Source organism: Corynebacterium falsenii (assembly GCF_020099275.1).
GTDB classification, from domain to species: Bacteria; Actinomycetota; Actinomycetes; order Mycobacteriales; family Mycobacteriaceae; genus Corynebacterium; species Corynebacterium falsenii.
This window is the reverse complement of sequence record NZ_CP083646.1, coordinates 396,680-420,284: the sequence shown is the minus strand read 5'-3', so window position 1 is coordinate 420,284 and position 23,605 is coordinate 396,680. Positions and strand designations below refer to the sequence as shown.

19 protein-coding genes are annotated in these 23,605 nt (G+C 61.6%); 9 read left to right on the top strand and 10 right to left on the bottom strand.

The genetic code is table 11. The features are described from left to right. Positions 1–11 precede the first annotated feature (11 nt). The 4 genes from LA343_RS02020 to dnaA all read right to left on the bottom strand — a co-directional run bounded on the left by LA343_RS02020 (position 12) and on the right by dnaA (position 5,372). Complete coding sequence (locus tag LA343_RS02020; RefSeq protein ID WP_025401699.1) at positions 12–536, bottom strand: DciA family protein; 525 nt, start codon at positions 534–536, stop codon at positions 12–14. Continuing rightward, entirely contained in the window at positions 533–1,816 is a 1,284-nt protein-coding gene (gene recF / locus LA343_RS02015) for a DNA replication/repair protein RecF (protein WP_025401698.1), read from the bottom strand. The genes LA343_RS02020 and recF overlap by 4 nt, the downstream gene beginning before the upstream one ends. Positions 1,817–1,861: 45 nt before the next feature. Beyond that, positions 1,862–3,043 (bottom strand): DNA polymerase III subunit beta, encoded by a 1,182-nt coding sequence (gene dnaN, locus LA343_RS02010; protein WP_025401697.1) that lies wholly within the window; start codon positions 3,041–3,043, stop codon positions 1,862–1,864. Positions 3,044–3,587: 544 nt separating this feature from the next. Further along, on the bottom strand, positions 3,588–5,372 hold the full coding sequence (gene dnaA / locus LA343_RS02005; RefSeq protein ID WP_025401696.1) for a chromosomal replication initiator protein DnaA: 1,785 nt from the start codon (positions 5,370–5,372) through the stop codon (positions 3,588–3,590). A 792-nt stretch (positions 5,373–6,164) separates the two neighbouring features. Here dnaA and rpmH point away from each other — a divergent pair. The 9 genes from rpmH (at position 6,165) to LA343_RS01960 (ending at position 13,147) form a co-directional block, all read left to right on the top strand. Continuing rightward, positions 6,165–6,308 carry a 50S ribosomal protein L34 gene (gene rpmH, locus LA343_RS02000; RefSeq protein ID WP_013889512.1) on the top strand — a complete coding sequence of 48 codons (144 nt, stop codon included), beginning with the start codon at positions 6,165–6,167 and terminating at the stop codon, positions 6,306–6,308. 69 nt (positions 6,309–6,377) lie between these two features. Continuing rightward, a complete protein-coding gene (gene rnpA, locus LA343_RS01995) occupies positions 6,378–6,806 on the top strand; it encodes a ribonuclease P protein component (protein WP_025403883.1) in 429 nt (142 codons plus the stop codon). Positions 6,807–6,915: 109 nt separating this feature from the next. Next, complete coding sequence (yidD, locus tag LA343_RS01990) at positions 6,916–7,164, top strand: membrane protein insertion efficiency factor YidD (protein ID WP_081737384.1); 249 nt, start codon at positions 6,916–6,918, stop codon at positions 7,162–7,164. Between the two features lie 26 nt (positions 7,165–7,190). Next, positions 7,191–8,171: a membrane protein insertase YidC gene (yidC, locus tag LA343_RS01985; protein WP_025403882.1), complete on the top strand. Its 981-nt coding sequence runs from the start codon at positions 7,191–7,193 to the stop codon at positions 8,169–8,171. A 244-nt stretch (positions 8,172–8,415) separates the two neighbouring features. Then, on the top strand, positions 8,416–9,075 hold the full coding sequence (gene rsmG, locus LA343_RS01980) for a 16S rRNA (guanine(527)-N(7))-methyltransferase RsmG (RefSeq protein ID WP_025403881.1): 660 nt from the start codon (positions 8,416–8,418) through the stop codon (positions 9,073–9,075). Positions 9,076–9,181: 106 nt separating this feature from the next. Then, positions 9,182–10,117, top strand: coding sequence for a ParA family protein (locus LA343_RS01975; protein ID WP_025403880.1), 936 nt, complete (start codon positions 9,182–9,184; stop codon positions 10,115–10,117). A 3-nt stretch (positions 10,118–10,120) separates the two neighbouring features. Beyond that, a complete protein-coding gene (locus LA343_RS01970; protein WP_025403879.1) occupies positions 10,121–11,344 on the top strand; it encodes a ParB/RepB/Spo0J family partition protein in 1,224 nt (407 codons plus the stop codon). A gap of 70 nt (positions 11,345–11,414) precedes the next feature. Beyond that, a complete protein-coding gene (locus LA343_RS01965) occupies positions 11,415–11,996 on the top strand; it encodes a nitroreductase family protein (protein WP_025403878.1) in 582 nt (193 codons plus the stop codon). A gap of 290 nt (positions 11,997–12,286) precedes the next feature. Continuing rightward, entirely contained in the window at positions 12,287–13,147 is an 861-nt protein-coding gene (locus LA343_RS01960) for a hypothetical protein (protein WP_025403877.1), read from the top strand. On the opposite strand, the gene LA343_RS01955 is transcribed toward LA343_RS01960, so the two are convergent. The 6 genes from LA343_RS01955 to LA343_RS01930 all read right to left on the bottom strand — a co-directional run bounded on the left by LA343_RS01955 (position 13,106) and on the right by LA343_RS01930 (position 23,552). Beyond that, on the bottom strand, positions 13,106–14,293 hold the full coding sequence (locus LA343_RS01955) for an N-acetylmuramoyl-L-alanine amidase (protein WP_025403876.1): 1,188 nt from the start codon (positions 14,291–14,293) through the stop codon (positions 13,106–13,108). The genes LA343_RS01960 and LA343_RS01955 overlap by 42 nt on opposite strands. A 242-nt stretch (positions 14,294–14,535) precedes the next feature. Further along, complete coding sequence (gene trxA, locus LA343_RS01950) at positions 14,536–14,859, bottom strand: thioredoxin (protein WP_025403875.1); 324 nt, start codon at positions 14,857–14,859, stop codon at positions 14,536–14,538. A gap of 79 nt (positions 14,860–14,938) precedes the next feature. Next, positions 14,939–15,988: a thioredoxin-disulfide reductase gene (gene trxB, locus LA343_RS01945; RefSeq protein WP_025403874.1), complete on the bottom strand. Its 1,050-nt coding sequence runs from the start codon at positions 15,986–15,988 to the stop codon at positions 14,939–14,941. Between the two features lie 121 nt (positions 15,989–16,109). Beyond that, positions 16,110–16,715: an RNA polymerase sigma factor gene (locus LA343_RS01940; RefSeq protein ID WP_025403873.1), complete on the bottom strand. Its 606-nt coding sequence runs from the start codon at positions 16,713–16,715 to the stop codon at positions 16,110–16,112. A gap of 135 nt (positions 16,716–16,850) precedes the next feature. After that, positions 16,851–20,585, bottom strand: a complete 3,735-nt coding sequence (locus LA343_RS01935; protein ID WP_224209198.1) for a murein biosynthesis integral membrane protein MurJ — start codon at positions 20,583–20,585, stop codon at positions 16,851–16,853. Between the two features lie 99 nt (positions 20,586–20,684). Further along, positions 20,685–23,552 carry a hypothetical protein gene (locus tag LA343_RS01930; protein ID WP_025403871.1) on the bottom strand — a complete coding sequence of 956 codons (2,868 nt, stop codon included), beginning with the start codon at positions 23,550–23,552 and terminating at the stop codon, positions 20,685–20,687. Between the last annotated feature and the right edge of the window lie 53 nt (positions 23,553–23,605).

Genomic DNA, 23,605 nt, shown 5'->3' with positions numbered 1-23,605 from the left:
CTACCGTGAAATCATCCAAAGTCATCGCGCGGCCCACGCCCTTTGACCCGCAATCGCCCGGTTCGCGGCAGTTTGATGTTCGGGCCTAGGATTTTCAACTCCGCGACCACGTCCGGCCCGAGCTGCCTGGCCAGCGATTGCAGAATGGACCGCTGCATGAGCCGCAGCTGCGTGGCCCACGGTGTGGAATCGCATTGCACCACGAGCTGTTGGTTCTCCTGCTGGTACGACACCGGCCGCGTATGCGCCGCGACCTTGTCGCCCACGAGCTCCTCCCAGGCGTTCATGAGCTTGTGCACGCTGAACTGCTGCTGCCACCCCTGCCGCCGGATCTCCCTGCCTACGAGTTCGTGAAAACCCTTGGGGTCGCGGTAACTCCGGTCGGCGCGGCCATCCATCCGCGTGGGGATTCGCCGGCTGGCTCGCCTTTGTGTGGTGTTTTTTCTTCTCGACGCCGCTACGGGCGCCCCAGACACAGGTGTTCCACCGGCCTTTTTGAGGTTCTCCAGTGCACGGGCGACTGGATCGGTGGTCATGAGTCCTCAGGGTCCTTTCCTGTGTCTGCGGGGTCTGGGTTTTCAGCACTGATGTGGGAGACCCTGCCATTATCCCCCGTTGCCGCCTCCACGGTGAAGAACGTAGCGAGCGCACGCAACTCCTCGGGGATATCTTCATCGACAGCCGCCGTGATCAATACCTGTTCCGCCTTGTGGAGAAGCTGCACAAGGCGGCGTCGGCGATTGTTATCCAACTCAGCGAAGACATCATCGAGGATGACGATCGGCTCGGTGCCATCGCTGCGCTGCATGAAAAACGCGGCCAGGCGCAGCGACAACGCGAAGGACCACGACTCGCCGTGGGAGGCAAAGCCCTTCGCTGGCTGAGTGCCGAGCATGAGGATCATGTCATCACGGTGCGGACCCAACAGGGTGGTGCCGCGCTCGACTTCCTGCGGGCGCTTATCCGCAAATGCCTGCAGCAGGGTGGCTTCGGCGATCTCGGGGCTGACCAGGGCTAACTCGGACTCTGGGTCGCAGGTGTTAAGTGTGATCCCGAGGGCCTCGAGCTGGGAATCAATGGTGGACGTGTAGCAGATATGCGCGGGTCGGGATTCCGGGGCGAGGTCGTGATAGGTCTGCCGCAGGTGAGGGGCCAGGTCGTGGACGATCTGGATGCGGGCGGACATGATCTGGCCGCCGAGTGCCGCCAACTGCGCATCCCATACATCGAGGGTGGCCAAGGCGGATTCGGCATCACTGGCGATGCTGTCATTGAGCTCGGCATCGGTCAGTGCCATGCGCAGGGCAAACGAGGAATTGCGCAGTAGGGCGTTGCGCTGGCGCAGGGCTTTATCGTAATCCGCCTTCACCGCGGCCAAGCGCGGGTAGCGAGCGATCATGATGGCATCGAGGAACGCCCGGCGCTGTTCCGGCTCCCCGCGCACGAGGGCCAGATCCTCCGGGGAGAACAGGGTGGTGCGGACAATCCCAAGAATCTCCCGCGGGCTATTCATCGTGGCGCGGTTGATGTGAGCGCGGTTGGCGCCGTGGGCGCGGATCGCCAAGGTGGCGGTGAGCTCCCGGCCGTTATTGACCGCCGTGGCGGAGACGTTCGCCACGGAGCAGCCTTCGCGGACCAGGGCTGCGTCGCTATTGACTCGGTGGGAGCCGAGATAGCTGAGATAGCCCAGAGCCTCCACGATGTTCGTCTTGCCGTGACCGTTGGGGCCGGAAAAGACGGTCACTCCGGGGGACAGAGTGATGTCGAGGTTCTGCCACGAGCGATAGTCGCTGAGGCGGAGGGAACGAACATACATGAAGGCTCTTAGTGGGGGATGACCGGTATGGCTGTGCCGTGGGGTTTAACCCGGTAGGCGGACCGGCATGAGGAGGTAGGTGAAATCGGTCTCCGGGGTGGGGAATGCACCGTCTTCGCGGGCCTCTGGCAGCTCGCCCTGATCGGGAAGCAGGATGGCAGGCCGGGAGGCCATGGTGAAGCCGAACACCACGCGCGGGGTGTGGATGGCAGAGAGGCCTTCCTTGAGGTAACCCGGGTTGAAGGCGATGACTAGGGGCTCGCCTGCAAAGGCGCAATCCAGGGTTTCCGTCGCGGAGCCCACGTCGCTACCGCCGGCAGACAGGGTCACGGAGTTGTCTTTGAAATCCATGCGGATCTGGGAATTACGCTCGGCCACGAGGGACACGCGGCGAATCGCATCCTGCAGCGGTCCGATCTCCACGGTGGCGATTGCCGTGTGGCTGGTGGGCAGCAGGGGGCGGTACTTCGGGAACTCTGCATCGAGGAGGCGCGTAGTGGTGTGGCGGGTTTCCGTGGAAATGCCAAGAAGTCCCTCACGGCCGATGTCTTCGCCAGAGCCCACAGCGATCTCGATGGGGTCGGTGCTCGCGGAGTCGAGGGACCGGGCGGTATCGGAGAGTGTACGCGCGGGGATGAGCAGTGTTGCTTCGGCATCGGCTTGGGCGGGGTTCCACTGGAAGGAGCGTACGGCCAGGCGGAAGCGGTCGGTGGCGACCATGACCATGTTTTCGCCGTCGATCTCCACGTGAATGCCGGTGAGCATCGGCAGGGTGTCATCTCGCCCGGCGGCGGTAGCTACCTGAGAGATGGCCTCGGCAAACAGATGAGGATCAATCGTGCCGGTGACGGCGGGCAGTTCCGGGAGAACTGGGTAATCCTCGATGGTCATGGCGGGCAGCTCGAAGCGGGAGCTGCCGCTGGTCATGACAACCGTGGTTCCCTCGTAGTCAATGCGGATTGGCTTGTCCGACAGGGAGCCGACGATATCGGATGCCAACTTACCGGCAACGAGGATCTGGCCGGGCTCATCGACCTCGGCGTTGATGCGCACGCGCGTGGAGACCTCGCGGTCGAATCCTGATAATTCAAGGCCGTCATCCGTGGCGTTGATGAGAACACCGCGCAGGATCGGCTGCGTGGGCTTGCTCGGCAAGGATCGTGCTACCCAGCCCAGGGCAGACGAGAAGTCATCCTTGGGAACAACGAAGCTCACTGTTTGGTCCATGCTCATCTATTGTCTCTAGCTTCCATCTTTTCGTGTGGTTTCGATGGTTCCAAGGTTATCCCACACGCCCTATTTCTCGTTATTTTTCTTAGAGAGAGATGTAGTAGGTGTAGTAGGTCTTGTGGAACCTGTGGATAACTCACTATCTCTGCTGTTCACAGGATATTTCCACCTGTTCTTAACCCTGTGTATGCCGTGTGTACAACTGTAGCCAGGGTGGGGAGAAAACGCGACGCGGCCGAGTTATCCACACGCTGTCCACCGCCTGATCCCCAGCGAAAACGGGGGTTATCCCCAGGCAGGAGTTGTAATTACAGCCCTGTAGTGCAGAAATCCTCTCCGAAGGGGTATCCCCCGGAATTACAAGTTTGTAATTACACCTGTGGAAAACCCTGTGGAATTGTGGATAACTCGCGCGGGCACTCCGGAAGTTCAGGTCATGCCGCACGAAGTTATCCCCAGGTTGCCTGTGGATAACTCAGCAAAACTGGGGATAACTGTGGATTACTGCGTTCGAAAACGCCGCTTTCGAACGATTGGGGGATCAGCCTCGGGCATACACCTTGATTTTTTGCGACAAGGTTTGCACCTGATCGAGCACCTTCTTGTCCAAGGACATCTCCTTGCGAATGCCGCGTTCCGCATGCATCACGGTCGTGTGGTCACGGTTGCCGAACGACTCCCCCACCTTCGGCAGCGATAAATCCGTGAGTTCCCGGCACAAGTACATGGCGATCTTGCGCGGCTGAGCGATCCGCTTGGAGCGGCTCTTGCCCAGCAGGTCATCCTCGGTGAGGTTAAAGTATTCGGCCACGATGTCGATGACGTGCTGCGGGACGATCTTCACGTCCTGGTCCTCGGGCAGGATGTCCCGCATGACCCGTTCCGCAACCTCGGCGGTAATCGGCTCCTTGTTAATGGAACAGTGCGCCGTGATGCGGATGCGTGCACCCTCGAGTTCGCGGATGGACTTCTCGTAGCGGCTGGCGATGAGTTCCTTGACCTCTTCCGGAAGGTAGACGCCCTCGGCCTCGTCCTTCTTCGTCAAGATGGCGATGCGTGTTTCCAGATCGGGAGTCTGAATATCAGTAATCAGGCCGCCTTCGAAGCGCGTGCGCAGGCGATCCTCTAGGGTGGTGAGCTGCCGCGGGTGGCGGTCCGAGCTGAGCACGATCTGCTTATTGGCTTGGTGCAGCGCGTTGAATGTGTGGAAGAACTCCTCCTGCGTGGATTCCTTGCCCTGGAGGAACTGGATATCGTCCACGATGAGCATGTCCAGGTTGCGGTAATTCCGCTTGAAGGCCTCGCGCCTGTCGTTGGCGATGGAGTTAATGAAGTCGTTGGTCAGCTCCTCCGAGCTGATGTAGCGCACCCGCATGTTCGGGTACAGCTGGCGCGCGTAGTGCCCGATCGAGTGCAGCAGGTGGGTCTTGCCCAGCCCCGACTCACCCCAAATGAACAGCGGGTTATAGGAACGCGCGGGGGCTTCCGCCACGGCACGGCAGGCGGCCGCGGCGAAGTTATTGGACGAACCGACCACGAAGTTATCGAAGGTGTAGTCCTTGTTGAGCGGAACATCCAGTTCGCTGGCCTGGTTGGGCGATCCTGGTTGTCGCCCGCCCGGCCTGGGTTGTGGCCGTTGTCCGCCGACGCCCACAGCTCCCCCCGGGTGGACAGCCGACATTTCGGAGTCGCTGAAATCCGCAGCCGTGCGGGGAGATCGGTCGGCGTGACTGTCGCTTCGCCCAGTCTGATCCGGGGTGTTCGTAGCGGCGTCGATACCGGAAGTGACCTGCGAAAAAGATCCTGAACCCTGGGATGGGCCGTGTGGCTGACGGTGGGACGGAGATGCCAAGTGCGCCGGGGTGCCGGTGGGGCGTGGCGAACGGGGGTCGCTAGATTCGGTGTGTTGATCGTGCTCGCCGTGGTCCGCGTCGTTGTCTGGAGTGTGATCATCGTGATCCGCGTGATCACCGTGATGATCTGCGTGGTGCTCATCATCGTGTTCGTCGTGGCCCCCGGCCGGCGACTGAGCATTGTTGTGGCTGCTCACCGCGAGGGTGACATCCATCCCGAGCTTGGATTTCAGCACCTGTTTGATGGCACTGGAGAGCTTCCGTTCGACTTCCTGCTTGGTGTAACCACTATCGGCTTCGAAGACCACGATGCTTCCCATGAGGCCCACGGCCGTGAACTTGCTCAGCAGGCTGCGCTGGCGTGAGCTCAAGTGTGGGTAATCGCTGTCCTCAGGGGCAGCTTTCCAGTCGGCGGCAATCGCGTTCCACATGTCGGGGAAGTGTTCGCGAAGCGGGAAGTCAGGTTCAGTCATGGGGGCAGGTCAGTTCCGGATGTGGTTGGGTTACGTGGTCTGGGGTTTTGTGCCCCTGTGGTGGAGGGACAGTCAGGAGCTAGTCCGGTGGTGCGTTGTTAACCATCGAATCAAATCGTTGCTCCGTTTCAGGGGTAGCGGCGGGTAAACGGCAGATGAATGGCATCTGTCAAAAGGATGTGCGCTATCCACCGCTATGTGCACAGACCCAAAAGGGTCATAAGCTGCGTTTCCACAGGGTTGTCCACACCTGTGGATAACTTTTATTCACATGTTATCCCCAAGCTACTACCTTCCTGTGGATAACTCCTAATTCCGGGCAAATGTGGCTCTGAGCTGCAGCAATAATGGCTAAAGTAGAACTTTAAAGTTTGGGGGTAGTCGAGTTATCCACAGGCGGAGGTCAATTCAGCAAACACACAGGTGACGGGCTTGTGGAGGCAGGGGTGACCAATTTTGAATACCTCGCGCTAACAACGTATCCTTGGAATGTCTATGGCTAACCTGTGCTGCGACTGCACGCTCAGCTTGTTTGCCCTTAGAGGTTTCCTCCCGCGAGTGCGCGGTGGTGGCGGCTTTTATGGGTAAGCGCGAGTGAGAGCGGGCTGTGTTGCTCATCGGTTACCGTCCATGCTGATGATGTGCAGCGTTGCGTGAGATGCTTCGCGTGGCCGCATAGAGTGTTTGAACTGTATGTTTGAGACGTCAGCATTTACACGTCCACCTCAATCGCGGGCGGCACGCATGACCCATGATGCGCCCGCGATCTTTTATGAAAAGGAGTGAAGTACCGTGGCTAAGGGCAAGCGTACTTTCCAGCCGAACAACCGCCGTCGTGCACGCGTGCACGGCTTCCGTACTCGCATGCGTACTCGTGCCGGTCGCGCCATCGTGTCCGCACGTCGTCGTAAGGGCCGTAAGTCCCTCACCGCCTAATCAGGCGGAATAGGGCCACGGCGATGCTGATGCATCGCCATTGTGGGCCCGCCGTCGACCACCACCACCGTGCTATCCCCGCAGCATCGGCTCCGATCCACCGCCTTGTTTGGCAAGACGGTGAGGAAAGGCCGTAAGAAGGGCAGCCGCACGGTGGTGGTTTACGTATATCAGGGGGCAGGGCGCGCAGAGCAGGTCCCCAGCGGTGTGGACGAGCGCTCTGGGGCTGGCCCGCGGGTGGGTCTCGTGGTCTCCAAGGCTGTCGGCAACGCCGTCACTCGCCATCGCGTGTCCCGTTATCTGCGGCACGCGGCCGCGGACGTGCTGAAGAACCGATCCGGGGTGGCCGGCGCCGATTTACCCTCCGGCCGTTCGCCGTTGGAGGTACCCGTGGGGGCGTGCATCGTCATCCGCGCGTTGCCCGCCAGCGCCAGCGCGAGTGTCGAGGAGTTGAGTAGAGATGTGCACAGCTGCATCCGGCGAGCCCTCGCGGCCTAACGATCTCGGTGCCGCCGGTTCTGCTGCTGGCGGGTCTACGTCTGGGCCTAGTCCGTCCTCGTCGACGCCACACCACTCCCCCCAGCGGGAGGGGTCCGGTCGGGCCGCCATGGCGCGCCGACTAATCGAGGGTTACCAAGATAACCTCTCTGGCCTTAAAATGGGTCCGACGTGTCGTTTTGATCCGACGTGCAGCAGTTATGCTCTAGAAGCGTATTCCCGACATGGATTCGTGAAGGGAACGCTGCTGACCATCGGACGTTTGGCTCGGTGCGGACCCTGGCACCCCGGTGGATGGGATCCCGTCCCTCCACGCTGGCCCCGACGCAGATCACGCGGCGAGAGTCGTACCGTTTAACCGATTCACAGGAGAGACCTCTAGACGTGCTGAATTTCATTTATTACCCGATCTCCGGGGTGTTGTGGTTCTGGCACAAAGTGTTCAGCTTTGTGCTCGACCCGGCCGCTGGCGGTACGTGGGCGCTGTCGATCGTATTCCTGGTGTTCACGATCCGTATCTTGCTGGTGAAGCCGACTGCTAACCAGATGCGGTCTTCGCGCAAGATGCAAGAGATGCAGCCCAAGATGCAAGAGTTGCAGCGAAAGCACAAGAACGACCGGCAGACGCTCGCGCTCGAGATGCGCAAGCTGCAAAAGGAGATGGGTGTCAACCCGTTGGCCTCGTGCCTGCCGGTGCTGGTTCAGATGCCGATCTTCATCGGCCTGTACCACGTGCTGCGATCGTTTAACCGTACCGCCGGCGGCTTCGGCCAGGTGGGTATGACGGTCGAGGAGACTCGTAACACGCCGAACTATGTCTTCGGTGTGGACGAGGTGCAGTCGTTCCTCAACGCCCGTCTGTGGGGCGCTCCGCTATCCGGCTACATCAACATGGACCCGGTGAATTACCGCGCCTTCTCCCCCACGGGTGAAGTCGACTTCACCCGGATGAACATCATCGTGATTGTTGTGCCGTTGATGATTATCGCGGCCGTCCTCATGCACTTCTCCGCTCGCATCAGTATGGCTCGCGCTAAGCGGAAGAAGGACGCTAACCCGACGAAGAAGAACGATGACCCGCGTCAGGCTCAGATGCAGATGCAGATGGACATGATGCAGAAGATGATGCTGTGGGCCATGCCCGTGCTGTACCTCATGGGTGGTTTCTTCTGGCAGGTTGGTCTGGCTCTGTACATGGCGACAAACATGTCTTGGTCCTTCATTCAGCAGACGCTGCTGTTCAAGAAGATGGATGCTGAGGAGGAGGCGGAACGCGAAGCTGTTCTGGCTACGAAGCGCACCTCCGCTCCGAAGGTGGGTGCTCGCCCGGATAACCCGAAGAAGAAAAAGAAGAAGGGTAAGTAGTTTGTAGAACTCGAGTAAGTCGAAGTTCTGCCCTGGGGCAGTGGAGCGCCAGCCCGTTTCAATGAAAACCGCCGCTGATAACAGCGGCGGTTTTCTTATGTGTCGGTTTAAGTAATCTTAGCTGTGTAATTACAGTTTTGTTGTTCCTGTGTCGATAGATCGACGGATAGGTGTGCGCGGGCGAAGGGGGATAGAATGTTTCACGTGAAACATCGCGGTCGATGGAGAGTGAGAGGTCTGCACAGTGAGCGATTCTGAGTTCCCCGCCGAGGTCCTTGGGCCAACTCCGGCGTGCGCCGAAAAGGTCTTCGGTGAACGGCTGACTCTGGCCGAAGATTATGCGAGCATTCTGTCGACGAAGGGGATTGAGCGCGGCCTTATCGGGCCTCGCGAAATTGGACGTATATGGGAACGGCATGTCCTAAACTCTGCTGTGCTCGGTGAGGCTATTCCCCACGGCGCCCGGGTCATCGACGTGGGATCTGGGGCGGGGCTGCCGGGTATTCCGCTGTCCATAGCCCGTCCAGATCTCGACGTGATACTGCTAGAGCCTCTGCTCCGCAGGACGCGATTCCTGGATGAAGTGTCGGCTGAGCTAGGCCTCTCGATACGGGTGGTACGCGGGCGAGCAGAGGATGGCGACATTGTTCGTTCGATTGGGGGCGCTGAAGTTGTAACCTCTCGCGCAGTAGCGCCTTTGGGGAAGCTCGCGGCATGGTCACTTCCGCTAGTTAAGGTTGGGGGCAGCATGAGGGCTCTCAAGGGGGCGTCCGTTAGTGAAGAGATAGAGCGCGATGCACAGCAGATTGTTCGGTCTGGCGGCGGTAAGGCATCGGTAGAGCTGGTGGGAGAGGGCGTCCTAGAAGAGCCCACCCATGTCGTTGTGATTCCTCGAGTCTCTTAAGAGCAATGGTGGACGCGTTGTTGGTGTCCCACTCCCCTACTACTCTGGAACCAGTGAAACTCAATGTTTCACGTGAAACATTGACGAATTCAAGGATAGGAATTTCATGGCGTCTCACGACTGGGATGACACCCCAATCGCTCGCGCGGCCCGTCAGGCTGCCAAGATGCAAAACCCGCAGGGGCTTCGCCTAGCCAAGCCTGATCGGTGCCGAAAAATCACCATTGCCAATCAGAAGGGAGGGGTGGGGAAAACGACCTCCACTGTCAACCTTGCGTGGGCTTTGGGCCTTCACGGACTCAAGGTGTTGGTTGTGGATTTGGATCCACAGGGGAACGCCTCCACCGCGCTCGACGCCGAGCACCGTATGGGCACGCCCTCCAGCTATGAAGTTCTCATCGGAGAAATCTCGATGGAGGATGCAATCCAGACAAACAAGGATAATCCGAACGTTGACTGTGTGCCGGCAACGATCGATCTCGCAGGTGCTGAGATCGAGCTAGTAAGCATGGTTCGCCGCGAATACCGGCTAGAGAGCGCTCTGTCCGATGAGTTCATCGAGGAGCATGGATATGACTTCGTCTTTATTGACTGTCCACCCTCGTTGGGCCTGCTAACGATCAACGCCATGACGGCAGTCGATGAGGTTCTCATTCCAATCCAATGCGAGTACTACGCTCTCGAGGGAGTGGGTCAGTTGCTCAATAACATCGGGATGATCCGTCAGTCGTTGAACCCGCAGCTCCACATCTCGGCCGTGCTGTTGACCATGTACGACGGCCGCACCAAACTCTCAGAGCAGGTATCCGATGAAGTGCGTAACCACTTCGGATCGGTGGTTCTCGATAACCGAATTCCGCGTTCGGTGAAGGTGTCCGAGGCCCCTGGCTACGGTCAAACGGTTTTGCAATACGACAGTGGATCTCGAGGTGCGCTCGCTTACTTCGATGCCGCTGTGGAGTTTTCCAAGCGCGGTGATTACAAGCCAACGGAGGATACCGTTCCGATCGGTGTTGCTCCTGAACTACACGGGGAAGGGTAGATCATGGCACAGAAGAAGAAGCCCGCGATGCCAAGCGCTTCGGCTCTCAGTGATAGCCGCCGCGGTGGTTTAGGCCGCGGGTTAGCATCGCTGATTCCGTCTGGGCCGTCGAAGCCGAGTCTCGGAAACGGTGCCGCCGATATCATCATCGGGAACGGTGAGAACGGTACGCGCGGTAGGAAGAGCCAGGAAAGCCCCTCCCCTTCCCCGTCGGCGGACAAAACTGTCACCAAGTCCAGTCAGGATAAACGTCACGGTGACGAAACAGAGAAGGGAGGCGGTAAGGCAAAGAAGCCCGCACAGAATCGCGTTTCCAGGTCCGAATCATCGGTGGAAGGACATTCGAGCGACCGTGGCACCAGTGCGGGTGATTCCGCACGTGTGAACGATGCTGCTAACGACTTCGGCGCGAGCTACCAAGAACTTGACGTAGCGAATATCCGGACGAACGCCAAGCAGCCGCGATCCGTCTTCGACGAAGAAGCCCTCGGCGAACTCGTTCACTCGCTCCGCGAGTTCGGACTCATGCAACCCATCGTGGTTCGCCGTGCACCAGACGGAGAGACCGACTACGAACTCATCATGGGTGAGCGCCGCCTACGCGCGGCAAAGAAAGCAGGCTTCACTGCTATCCCTTCGATCATTCGGGAAACCGATGATGATGCCATGTTGCGGGATGCTCTGCTGGAGAACATCCACCGCGTGCAACTCAATCCGCTGGAAGAGGCCGCGGCGTACCAGCAACTCATGGAGGAGTTCGGAGTCACGCAGGAGCAGTTGGCACAGCGCATCGGTCGCTCCCGCCCACTCATCACCAATATGATTCGTTTGCTGCAACTTCCGGTTGGCGTGCAGCGACGTGTCGGCGCGGGGGTTCTCTCGGCCGGGCATGCTCGAGCACTGCTGGGACTTAAGGCCGGCGCAGAGGCTCAGAATGCCTTGGCAGATCGTATTGTCGCCGAGGGCATGAGCGTGCGCGCAACCGAGGAGGCCGTCACGCTTCTCAACCGCGAGGGTGGGTCCCCCACCCCTGCCTCTCAGCGGAAGAGCCAGCGTGGAGAGCTTCCTGAATCTGTGAGCACGTGGGTTACGCAGGCCGGCGATGCCCTTGAGACGAAGGTCTCAGTACAGATGGGGAAGAAAAAGGGAAAGATCGTCGTTGAATTCGGTGGTCCTGAGGATTTTGAGCGCATCATTGAGTTGATGCGCTTCACTTCAGAGGACTGATGACCAACCCGTTTTAGCAGTGGGGCTCAGAGCCATTAGCCCCGATAAATCCACCGAAAGACGCAGGGCAATGAGTATAAGTGTAGAAGAAGCCATCCGGCGACGCCGCGCAGTTCGAGTCTACGAGAACAAGCCCATCCCTGATGATGTTCTCGACAAAGTTGTCGAGCTAGCCCTCGAAGCACCAAGCGCGTTCAACGCCCAAATGCGGGATCTCGTCGTTGTCCGCGATCCCAAGATCAAGCAAAAGCTGTACGAAGATTCCGGCCAAAAACAGTATCTATCTGCCCCAGTAGTCTTCATTGCACTCGGGCGCACTGAGATCCTCCCTGAGGATGCAGCTGAGATCCTTCCGCCAGCGCTCATCGAGCGCGTCGAAGGCTTCCAACGGGCCAAGAGCCCCGCAGCTCTACGTGAATCCGGTCTTCGCGACGCGATGCTGATGGCTGGTTTCCTGCTTCTCGCGGCACAAGGTGAAGGCTTATCGACCTCCCCAACCACGGGTTGGGACGAGGAAAAGGTCAAGGCGGCCATCGGTATGGAAGGTCGGGATGATCGTTCCGTCGCCCTTGTGGTGGCAGCTGGGTATGGCGCAGAGAGCCCACAGCACCCCGGACGCGTTCAGACGCGGCGTGTGGACGATTCCTACTAGAAGGCTTACCACTGTACGCGGTACTGGCTCTGCGAGTGTGCAAGCCGCCGGCAGACGTACGTAGCGCGGGCAATGTTTCACGTGAAACATTGCCCGCATTCTTGTTTCTGTGGATTCTGTGATTCCCTCCCCGCGCTGATCTGCCAAGGCATAGAATCACGGATAGTCGGCACGCATCAACACGGAAGACATTGAGCTCAGGCCCCACGTCGTATCCACACGATGGCGCTGCGATGTGTCATGCCCGGTGCGGCGTCGAGAATAAAGATTCGTGGTTGGAAGGGAGCGTAGTGGAAGTATCCATTCGGGCACTGTCTCCGTCCACCATGTCTCAGATCGAGGCGAGCGCAGCCGCATCGACGTTCTGGGAGCTACCCCCGCCGGACTCCGACAATGAGCAGCGCATGGCCCATGAGGATCCGACCTTTGACAAGCAAGTGTGGATGCAGCAGGTGCTGCTCGAATGGGGTATCTGTGGCTACACCGCCTTCGTGGGCACTGGCGACCAGGGAGCGCAGTGCGTCCCGGCGGCCACGGTCTTCTTCGCGCCGGCGCGGTACATGTGCGGGATCGGCCAACTGCCCACTGCCCCCATCTCCCCCGATGCCATCCTGCTCAGCGCCGTTCATGTGGCCCTGCCATACATGGGGCTCTACCTGGAACACCAACTGATCGACACGGTGCTCACCGAGGCCCACCGCCGAGGAATCAAGGCTGTGGAAGCCTTCGCCCGCGTGGAGGACTTCGACGACGAGCTCATCCTCAATGCCACCGGCGGTGCTGCCCTCCCCCAGCCCCTCAGCGCCATTCAAGAACTCAACTATATTCCGGAGTCCTACCGCGGCTGGGACGAGCCACAGCAGGCGCATACCGGCGATCCTGTCACCGATCGGCTGAGCACCGCTCCCATGCTCTCGGAAGACATTCTGGAGGCCGAGGGGTTTTCCGTGGTGCAACACCATCCGCGCTTCCCCCGCTACCGCGCGGAGATCACCGGTGCCTCCAGCATGTTCGCGCGTTTCGCCGAAGAGGACCACAAAGCAATGAACGGCCCTGAGATGCTCAGGACCGTGACGGGCGGAGGGCTCATTAAGAGCGCGGCTCGGGCGCTAGGCGTCCGGCGATTCCGCGCGCAGAAGCTCACTAAATGAGAACGTGCCAGTGGCGTGCACATCGTCATCAAGCAGGTACAAACGCTTGACGGCCACAACAATTGCTTCTGCGATAGTGTCACGCATCGCAGGATCGGTGAGGATGCCCACGTCCTTGGGGCTCGTGAGGTACCCGGGAACAACCTGAACGGTCGGCATGCTCGTGAGGCGCAGAATGTCCGAGGTTTGTCCGTGGTTGTAGCAATTCTGCAACGGTGTGCGGGCCACGATCTCGCGCTGAATGAATCCAGACAGCTTCTCGCCCACCACGGATGAGTAACCGGTCAGGGAACCGAAGTAGAACGTCGCCGCGCCGTTGGCCTTCTCGTTGGGGTAAATGTCCGTGCGCAGGGAAATGACCACATCGGCGCCGAAAGCGTTGGCGATGTTAGCTCGGTCCTGGTTGGACGGGTTGGCAGACCGCGGCCGGGAGAGGATCGTCTCCATGCCGGCGGCGATCATGCGCCCCTCCACGCGGCCTGCGAGGTCCCAGAGGATCTCTTCCTCGGAGATGTCCCCGTACGGCCCCTTCACGATGTAGCCCTTGTCCGAACCTCCCAGGCCCGGATCGATGACCACGCGCTTGCCGGAGAGCTGCGGGCCCGCAGAGCGAATCTGCTCCTGTTCCCGGATCGACTGCGGGGAGCCACCCGTAATCCGACGCCCCAAGTAGGACAACGCGCGGAGCGTGTCCGGGCCGACCACTCCGTCCGAATTCAGGCCATAGTTCATTTGGTAATTCACCACGGCTGCGTGCGTCTTCGGCCCAAAGTGCCCGTCCACGCGATTGGTGTAGAAACCCAGATCGTGCAATTGCGTTTGCAACTGGGATACGTCATCGCCCACGAACTGGTTGCTCTGCAGGCTGAGTACGCGGGCTCCGAGTTTGTAGGAGGCTTCGCGCAGGGCCCGCAGGGTGCCCGGTGTGATGGTGCCGTCTGCGATGATTCCACGCTGCTGCTGGAAGGCCCGGAGTGCCTGCGCCAGGTGCTCGTCGAAGATCTCGTCTTCGGGCTGCCAGCGTTGGCTGGATGAGCCCGTTGCGTCACCAGAGTAGCCCTCCAGCTTTCCCAGGCGAGCCAGGGTGCCACGCACCTCGGCGACGCGTGGGCTACGGTCGCCAACCTGGAGAAGCAAACGTTCCACGGGGGCTAACACTCCATTCTTCGGTCGGTGCAGCGATCGTTGATCGCGCACACGGGTGGTACCTGAGCAAAAGGGGATTCAAGAATCCGCTAGGACATATTCTAGGCGGTTCGCCGTTCTTTTGCCCTAATCCTCCGTAGCGCGTCTTCGGCGCGCCCATGGAACCGATCGTAGAAAAAGTGCAGCTCACAGCACTATTTTATGCTCACTGGCAGCCAGCCAATGAGCGGGATACCTGTGTGTTAGGCGTAGGATTCAAGCTTCTGCTTCAGGGTTTCCTTAGACTGGACACCGCTGAATTCAGCAACTTTTTCACCGTTGTGGAACACCATCAGCGCAGGGATGGACATGACCTGGAACATCGCGGCGAGCATCCGCTCCTCTTCGATGTTTACCTTGGCGATGCGGGCCGTCTCACCCAGTTCCTCGGCCAGTTGATCCAGTATGGGAGACATGCGCAGGCAGGGGCCGCACCACTCGGCCCAGAAGTCCACGAGGACGGGGACGTCCGATTCCACAACCTGCTGCTTGAAGGATGCCTGGGTGATGTTGATGATGTCAGCCATGGGTGGGGGCCTTTCATATAGCTAGTGGGAGATGAGCGGTGTCTGGGTGGGGTCTGGGCGAGCCGGCTCTCGCGTGTGCCTACTTGCGGGTCGGCTCCCATGAGTCGGAGAACGATGCCAGGTAGGCCTCCGCATCCAGGGCAGCGCGACAACCGGAGCCGGCGGCGGTAATGGCCTGCTGGTAGTGCGAATCCACCACGTCGCCCGCAGCGAACACGCCCGGCAGGCTGGTGCGGGTGCTGGGCTCCTCGACCTTCACGTAGCCGTTGTCGTGGACTTCCACCTGGTCCTTGAATACTTCCGTACGTGGGTCGTGACCGATGGCCACGAACATGGCGTCCATCGGAACCTCGGTGGTCTCGCCCGTCACGGTGTCTTCGACAACCAGTGCGCTCACGGCGGCATCGCCCTTCACCTCAACGACCTTCGCGTTCATAATGAAGTTGATCTTCGGGTTGGCCTTCGCCCGCTCCACCATGATGGCTGATGCGCGGAACTCCTCGCGGCGGTGGATGACCGTCACGGTCTCGCCGAACTTGGTGAGGAAGTCGGCCTCTTCCATGGCGGAATCGCCACCTCCGATGACGGCGATCTTCTTATCCTTGAAGAAGAAGCCGTCGCACGTTGCGCAGGCGGATACGCCTCGGCCGAGCATTTCCTGCTCACCGGGCACGTTGAGGTAGCGCGGCGCAGCACCGGTGGCCAGGATCACGGTCTTGGCCTGGTATTCCTCGCCGTAGACCCATACCTTCTTGATATCCCCGGTCAGGTCCAGCCGCTCAACGTCTTCCTGGCGCAGGTCAGCGCCGAAGCGTTCGGCCTGGGAGCGCATTTCCTCCATGAGCGCAGGGCCCATGATTCCCTCGTGGAACCCAGGGAAGTTCTCCACCTCGGTGGTCTGCATGAGCAGTCCGCCGTACTCGATTCCTTCGAAGACAATGGGCTTGAGTTCCGCGCGCGCCGCATAGATCGCAGCGGTGTACCCGGCGGGTCCGGAACCGACGATGATGACGTCGTGAACAGAGCTACCGGTATCGCCACGATCAGCGGAGTCAGCGGAATCGGCGCCGTCGCGAGAGTCGTTCTTGTTGTTCAGGAAGCCAGTTGCGTTGAGGAACGGTTCAGCCATGGTGTGGGTCCTTCAGCAGGGTTGGGAAAACGTAAGGCACGGTTACGGCACAGATAGAGCACAGATAGAGCACAGCCACAACGGCCCGCCACTGCCAGCCGTAGCGCCAATCTCCCCCAGTTTAACCGGCTGCAGCAACCTGGTATTCCCCTACCCCGCCGAGGTGGCGTTGCAGCTCGGCCCGCGCGCGGAACTTCTTCGATTTCACCGTTCCCACCGGAATCCCCAACTGCCGCGCTACTTCTTGCTCGGAGTGTCCGTAGTAGGCCGTGAGTGTGATGACCGCCCGCAGATCCGGGCTGAGCCGCCGCAGGCACCGGTGCAAGTCCAGCCGCTCCACCGTGGCCTCCTCTCGGAACCCGCGGGGTGAGGCCACGGTGCGCACCCGGTCGGTGAACTCGTGCTCGTCCGGCTGAGCCTCCCGGCCGTACTTGCGCATATACGTCAGCGCTGCGTTGCGCATGATCGTGGTGATCCACGTGGATACCGTGGCCCGCCCGGTGCCGTTGTAGTTGGCGGCGAAGCGGTGCATCCGGATCAGGCCCTCCTGGAACACATCCATGTGATGCTCCCGTGGCACATCCGCGCGTTTGATTGCCCACCACAGCTTCCGGTGGTGGCGGTGAATGAGCTCGCGAAACGCCCCGCGCACTCCGGCGATGTGGTCTCGCAGCAGTTCCTCGTCGGTGTGTTCCGGAAATTTCGGTGCGTACATGTCGTTGAACATCGTTGTCCCCTCCCCCAGCGAGCCGGTGGTCCTTACCCCGTGACCACCGTGTTCACTCGCTGTGTGCCCCCACTGTAGGAACGCCACCACCCGACCGCTGGCTATCCTCCCCCGGGCCTGTGGATAACTTAGTTTCTACGGCGACGAGGCTGTGGATAACTCCGAACCCTCCGGCTGATCCTCCGCGTTCATCCCAGGCCAGGTGCCTTGCACGGAGATGTCGCTGATCGACGCCGCATTCGGCATCGGCAATCCAGTGATCCACAGGAGCAACCGGTTGCCCTTGGGCCGACCCGGCCCCTTCGGGTCGTTATTCGGGTTGCTGCCCGGATCGGCGCTTGCGCTGGCACCCGGTTGGGGCTCGACTGTCACGGTCACCGCATCCGAGGGCGATGCAGGGTTCGCACTGGGCACCTGTTGCGTCGTCGATGGCGTATCCCGGCGAGTGGGATCTAGCTCGACCGTCATGTCCGGGGCCGTCACAGAGACGGTGTCCAGCAGCGTGGTGTCGTTGAGCGTCGTCGGATCTCCTGTAGAGGTGCGCAGCTGCATCGTGGTGCCCGGTGTGAGGCCCTGCAGGGCAACGGAGTGGATCCGTGTGTCCTGCGGCAGGTCGATGAGGATACCCACGCCCTCCTTGAGGGAGTTCGGCCCAGGACCGAGCTGGTTGACGTACACATCAGACTCCCAGCGAGTCGCCGGGTTGCCGTCGAGGACGAGCGGCACCATGCTGGGATTATCTTCGGTCCCCTTGCCGTTGACGGGCATCCACGCCCGCGCGTTGGACAGGGCAACGGGGGCTGGGTCGCCGTCGACGATGGATTCAGCGCCCTGGCGCAGCGAGTTCGTCGACAGCGGCGAATCGTTGCGGTTGCCGCCCAGGATGCTCACCAGGCCGGCAATGAGAGCCGCCAGCAGCACGACGGTCACGAACGCCAAACCACCGGCCATGACGAGGTTGCGGGGGCGGTTGCGCTCGGCACCGAAGCCGGCGCGGCTGGAGGGATCCGGGGTGTCATCCTCGGCCACGCTGAGCTCGCCGGTGGCGATGCTGCGCAGCTGCTTGGCGACCTTGCGCAGGTCCACCGCGTCGGTGTCCGAGGAGTTGAGGTCCTTGATTGTGCGGTAGGCATTCGTCAGTGCGTCCGGCACGTCCTCGAAGGGAACGTGTTCCAGCAGTAGGCCCAGCGCCACGGCGATGCCGTGGGTGTCCTGCCGGGTGCTGTTGTTGGGGAGCACACCGGGGAATGCCACCACGGCGGTGCCTTGGGTGGTCACACGGAGGCGATCGCGGTGGTCCAGTCCCAAACACGTCTCAGCGTCGTGGGCGGCTGCGGCGGCGTCGGCGAGGGAAGCCACCGCATAGCCAGCGGCCAAGGGATCAGGAGCGGATTCTGCCACCGTGGTCAGCGGGGACCCCTGCATCCAATCGGAGACGATCAGCACGAGGGTGCCGTAGTCGATGACGCGGCGGACCTTCGCCATGCCCGGCTCGTCGAGGTCCTTGAGCTTGGCGGAGCGGCGCAGGATGTCGTCCTTGGCCTTGCGCACGCGCGCGCCGTTGGGGTTGATGTACTCCCCCGGCTCCGCGTGGGCCTTGACGTAGGCGCACGGGTCCATGATCGTCAGGGCGACAATCGAGCCGTCGGAGACGTCGCGACCCTGCCACAGCCGAGCGCTGCTGGAGCCGCCGTGGTCCGCGAGCAGGCGGTAGCGACCTTCCAGGATCGGTGCACCGGCCACGAGGCGCGGTCCGCGTACCCGGCCGGCAGACAGCGGCGGCAGGGCCGTGCCCATCATGGAACCGGACATGCTGGCGGATTCGCGTGCAGCCAGCTCCTGGGCGGAGGTGGCCTGCTGCGGCGCGTAGGGCTTCTCCTCCTCCACGTCGGCGGGGCGCGGCTTCGGCAGCACCTTCGCCAGGCCCGGCACGCGGGAGAGCACGCCGAGCAGCAGCGAGATCTCGGGCAGCGGGGCGCGCAGCAGCACCACGCCGGTCACGCCGAGGAAGATCACGCCGGAGATCAGCAGGCGGAAGAGCATGTACGGGTTCGCCACGTCGGGAAACACGTAAGTGTGAATGAGCACATCCACCCGCCAGGCCACGAGCGCGCCGAGTAGTGAGGAGCCCAGCGCCCACAGCACCGTCTTCGTAACCTTGCGGAACTGCAGGCTGCCCAGCGATCGGCGCAGCAGCCGGTCGCCAATGATTGCACCGGCGAGGAAGCCGAAGCCGTTGGCGGCACCTAGCAGCACCACCACGAGTCGCGGTTCGGTGGCGATGTGTGGTGCCGTGTAGGCCAGCGCCAGTTTGGTGATGGTGATGCCCGCGATGATGAAGGTCGGAGTCCACACTTCCTCGCGCGCGTAGAACACGCGGAGGTGCAGCAGCACGATGGCGTAGGGAATCAGCGTGAAGGCCGAGAACGACACGGTCCAACCGAGCACTGTGGCGTCGTCCATACTGAAGTTCTTGTACGCAAACAGTGCTGTGGCGATGAGGGTGCCGAAGCAGGTGTAGAACACGATGACCGGCACCAGTGCCATCATCGTTAGTTTCGACGCCACCGTCAGGTCGCGCACCACCGCTTTGTCGTCGCCGTCTGCGGCATTCCTGGATAGGCGGGGCATGACGGCGGTCAGCAACGTCACGCCAATCACGCCATACGGCATTTGCAGCAATTGCCACGCCTGCATATAAATCGTCGGCGCAACGGCCCAAGTATTACCGGCGATGCGGTTATTCAGGTTCCAACCGACCTGGGAAATGGCGACATAAAGAATAATCGCCACGGCCATTCCGCCGAAAGCCTTAAGGCGATCATCCAGGCCCCACAAAGGTTTAAGATTAATGTTTGCCTTTTTGAGATAAGGCAGCATAATAACGGCCTGAATAACCACGCCCAACGTCGTACCCAAGCCCAGCAACATCACATGGGGATTAGTAAATGTCACATTATCCGTGGGCTGCAGGCGCGATTGTTCGGGAACGAAGAAATACAGGCTCATCACGGCCAACGTGACAATGTTATTGGCCACCGGGGCCCACGCGCCGGGCTTGAATATGCCTTTAGTGTTGAGCACCGCCATGAACACGGCAAACATGGCGTAGAACAGGATCTGCGGTAACAGCAGGTACGAAAAGGCCGTGGCCATTTCGATATTGACTTTGCCGTCTTCCGGCAGGCTTATTCGGATCAGAACTGGTGCTAGAAGAACGGAGGCAATGGTCACCACAATGGTGATGCTGAAGGTAATTGTCAGCAATCTTCGAATAAAGGCCTCGCCTTTATCTGCGTCTTCCTTTTCCGCGCGCACCAACACGGGCACGACAAGTGCGGTAAGAACGGCGCCGAGCACCAATTCGGTGACTAGGTTCGGCAGCGTATTCGCCGTGTTAAAGGCAGAAGACACAGCGCCACCGAGCGCGGCGGAAATAAAGACCGCGCGCAAGAAGCCGGTAATACGGCTCAGCAGTGTCGCAATGGCCATGGATCCGCCGGTGCGGAGCATAGCACTGTCATCAGAATCCGCGGCGGTGTGTTTTTTCGTATCCGTATCGGCACCGGCGGAAGCTTTGCCCTGGGTTGGAGCAGCGTCTGCCGTGGCATCGGTGGCGCCAGTAGCGCTGCTTTCCCTCTGTGAGCCTGCTGGCGCGTCTGCGGTCGCCTGCGCTGCCTTCTGCTCGGTGCCCTGCGGATGGCTCAGGGCCGAACCAGAGTCCTGTGAAGCAGCCTGCGACGAGCCGGGCGGAGTGGTACCCGAAGGCTCAGTTTTGGAACTGGAGGGCACGATCGCCGGCGGCAGTGGCGCGTGAAAGCGACCGCGCTGTCCCGACGTCGGCTGGGAGTCCTGTTCTCTATGATCCACAAATGCAATCATGGTGCATAAGTGGTGAGTGTCCTAATCTTTGCCGCGGAGTTTTGAGCATTCAGCGCTGTGCGGTGCGAAAAACAATAATTAAGGGGTTTAGCGATTAAGGCGCTTTAACCGCCGCGACGAGGAACCACTCCGCCTGGACCACACAATTTTTCCGGCCACAGCAATGAGCGCCAATCCGCCTACAATCGCCGCAATGGACAATCCAGACATGCCCGGAACTGATTGCACACGCAGCTCCACGGGCGCGGAGATGCGCGTGGGATCCTGATCCGGGGACAGGCTGCCGCGGGGAGCGTCGGCTTCCGCCAACTGATCATTGGCAGCGCCTGCGGACTCCGCGAGATCCCGGGCCTCTTCCGACCCGGGCGGGGCGGCCAGCCACAAGCTCAAGTCCGTGGTACCTGAAGGATCCTGCATGTCCGTGGTCAGGGACAAGGTGATGGACCCCTTTGCCGGAATCAACTGCACCTCCTCGGGGAGGGTGACGGTGACCGGCGTGGTGGCGTCGGAATGATAATCAACTTGCGCGGGTACCGGCAGCGGCAAGCCGTTGCGCGCCACCACGAGCAGCGGGGAGGAGTCCGAGGTCCGCGTGAACACATTGCCCGGTGGCAACAACGCAATGGAGGACCGCAGATTCCTCACCACTGTGGCGACCGTGTCCAGGCGGTTAATGGCGGCCTGGCGCGACGCAACGTATAGCGACCGCACCCGTGTGCGGTACGACGACGCGGCATGCAGCACGTCCGAGAACAGCGGGCGCGTGTAGACCTCCCGCGTCACGGCAATGGCCGGGTCGTTGCGCATGAGCAGCGTGAGGTCGCGCACCTGGCGGGAAACATCACCGATGGCGCGCACGAACTCGGGGCTGGCCTCGCCCACATCGGAGTACGGATCGAGCGTGGTGCCCTGCGGCAGCGTCACGCCCTCCGGCGGGGAGCTCACGGCGGCGGACAGAGGGCGCGGCGTGGCCGAATCGTCAGCGAAGTGCGCCGCGACCGTATCGAGGAATGTCGTTGCGCCCTGCTTCGACACGCTCCACAGCGCCGGGGGCACCGCCACCACGGGCGTGCCGGAGGAGACCTGCTGGTCGAGGACGGCCACGGCGTTGCTCATGCGGCTGGCCGGGCTATCTTGCTCCATGGTGTAGCGCAGGTCGGGGTTGGAAAACGGCGCGACCTGCGGCTGCGTGCCGGTGGCCATGAGCGCGGCTCCGAGGTCCGCGGAATAGGTCAGGGCGCGGGTGCCGTTGGCGATGGCGACGAGGTCGTTGGGGCGCTGGCTAGCTGCGCCACCGTTGCCTACCCCACCGTTGCCTGCGCCGCCGTCACCGGAGTCATCAGCCGTACCACTGCCCGGCGTGGTCACCTGCACGGTGTTATCCGCTACCAGCGTGGTCACCTCCGAACCATCGCCCAGGGTCGGCAACGCCGACTGCGCGGCCACCGTCGCCTCGAATCGCTTGGACGCGTTCTCGTCTACTCCCCCGCTGGCACCCGCAGCCAGCAACGGCACGGCCTGCTCGGTGACATACCCGCCGCCGGGGATCACCACGTTCTTCATCGGCACCTGCCCGAGCACCCGCTCCAGCGTGGCCGATCCCAGCCCGTAGGCCAGCACGCTCAGCCACTCGTTATTCGCCCCGGCCAGGGTGTTGATGTCCGCTCCGGCGTACGGCAGCGCCACCGAGCAGTTGTTTTCCACGAGGCTGCGCAGGTCGGCGAGCCACGCCGCCGCCACGTCCGCTCCCTGCCCCGGTGAAGTTTTCGGCTTATCGCGGCCGAGGATCTCCCCCCACGAGTCGCGCAGTCGCTTCGGTTCCTCCACCGAGTCCGGGATCTCCGTGCCCACCGTGTAGCCACCGGCCATCCGGTCGACCGTGTCGAGCAGCTCCGGGTCGATCCCGATGCATGTCGCCTGGCGCAGCTTGGCGCCATCTGGCTTCGCGACTGCGTCCCGGTACGCATCGAGCAGGTCGCGCAGCCGACCGCCGGGCCGCAGCTGGTCGGCGAGCTCCTCGTTGCTGAGGTACAGCGGCGCGCGCTGTGGGGCGTCGCCCGTGGCACCCGCAGTGCTGTTCGTCTCCGCCGCGAGCGGGTAGATCACCGTCACGGGCGTGGGTAGCTTCTGATCCGCCTGTCCTTGCTGGTCTTGTTTTTCTTTTTTTGACGCCACCAGCGACAACGTCGCCCGAGTCACCCCGAGGAGCTGGCTACCGCCCTGGTCCCGGGGAGTACCGGAGAGGCTGAACAGCAGCGGATGGGCGCCAACACCCGATATGCCGGGTGCGGGCAGGGCCAGCGTTGTGGCGTCGGAAAAAGAAGGATCGAGAGGAATGGAGACGGTGACGTCGCGCGATTGGCCTGGGTCGATGGTACCGGAGAGCTTGTCAAGGTTGCTGGAGAACGGGAATTCGCCTTGGTTGGTGAGCTGTGACAGGCGGATCGTGGGGCCGGTCGTGGCGGGGTTGGCGTAGAACAGGCGCAGGGAGAGGTCGCTGATGGGATCGAGGCGGTTGTTGGTGATGCGCAGGGAGTAGCTGACGTGGCTGGAGTCCGTGGTGACGACGGTGGGGGTTGCCGAGAGGACTTCCACGGTGACGGACTGTTGCGGGTCGGTAGAGCGCGCGTTGGGGTTGGACCACTGCGCGGCGCCGGTGTCCGAGGTGGGGTTGTAGGGGAATGTGGAGACGGACACGCCGAGGCCGGCGGGTTGGTTCGTTGGTGTGGCGGCGGAGGCGGTGGGCAGGATCGAGGGCACAATCGTAGGCACGGCGATGGTGGTGAGGCCGGTGAGGCCGACCGTGGCGAAGCTGGCCACGAGCGCGCGAGAGGCGCGGCGGGGGCCGGTGCTGCGCACAGTGATGCTCGTGCGGGAGCGCTGGTTGCGCTGGGTGCGCAGTGTGCGCGGTGTGCGCTGCGGGGCGCGGCGCTGAGATCCTAGGGAGCGTGCCATGACACTTACCGTTGTACCTGCTTTTCGGGCGGATTACTGGGTGGACTCGTGGG

Bases quoted from the DNA above. Each gene is read 5' to 3' on its own strand.
- dnaA (WP_025401696.1), bottom strand. From the start codon at position 5,372: ATGACTGAACCTGACTTCCCGCTTCGCGAACACTTCCCCGACATGTGG.
- trxA (WP_025403875.1), bottom strand. From the start codon at position 14,859: ATGGCTGACATCATCAACATCACCCAGGCATCCTTCAAGCAGCAGGTT.
- LA343_RS01965 (WP_025403878.1), top strand. From the start codon at position 11,415: ATGAGTATAAGTGTAGAAGAAGCCATCCGGCGACGCCGCGCAGTTCGA.
- LA343_RS01930 (WP_025403871.1), bottom strand. From the start codon at position 23,552: ATGGCACGCTCCCTAGGATCTCAGCGCCGCGCCCCGCAGCGCACACCG.
- trxB (WP_025403874.1), bottom strand. From the start codon at position 15,988: ATGGCTGAACCGTTCCTCAACGCAACTGGCTTCCTGAACAACAAGAAC.
- LA343_RS02020 (WP_025401699.1), bottom strand. From the start codon at position 536: ATGACCACCGATCCAGTCGCCCGTGCACTGGAGAACCTCAAAAAGGCC.
- LA343_RS01940 (WP_025403873.1), bottom strand. From the start codon at position 16,715: ATGTTCAACGACATGTACGCACCGAAATTTCCGGAACACACCGACGAG.
- LA343_RS01970 (WP_025403879.1), top strand. From the start codon at position 10,121: ATGGCACAGAAGAAGAAGCCCGCGATGCCAAGCGCTTCGGCTCTCAGT.
- dnaN (WP_025401697.1), bottom strand. From the start codon at position 3,043: ATGGACCAAACAGTGAGCTTCGTTGTTCCCAAGGATGACTTCTCGTCT.
- recF (WP_025401698.1), bottom strand. From the start codon at position 1,816: ATGTATGTTCGTTCCCTCCGCCTCAGCGACTATCGCTCGTGGCAGAAC.
- yidD (WP_081737384.1), top strand. From the start codon at position 6,916: ATGGCGCGCCGACTAATCGAGGGTTACCAAGATAACCTCTCTGGCCTT.
- LA343_RS01975 (WP_025403880.1), top strand. From the start codon at position 9,182: ATGGCGTCTCACGACTGGGATGACACCCCAATCGCTCGCGCGGCCCGT.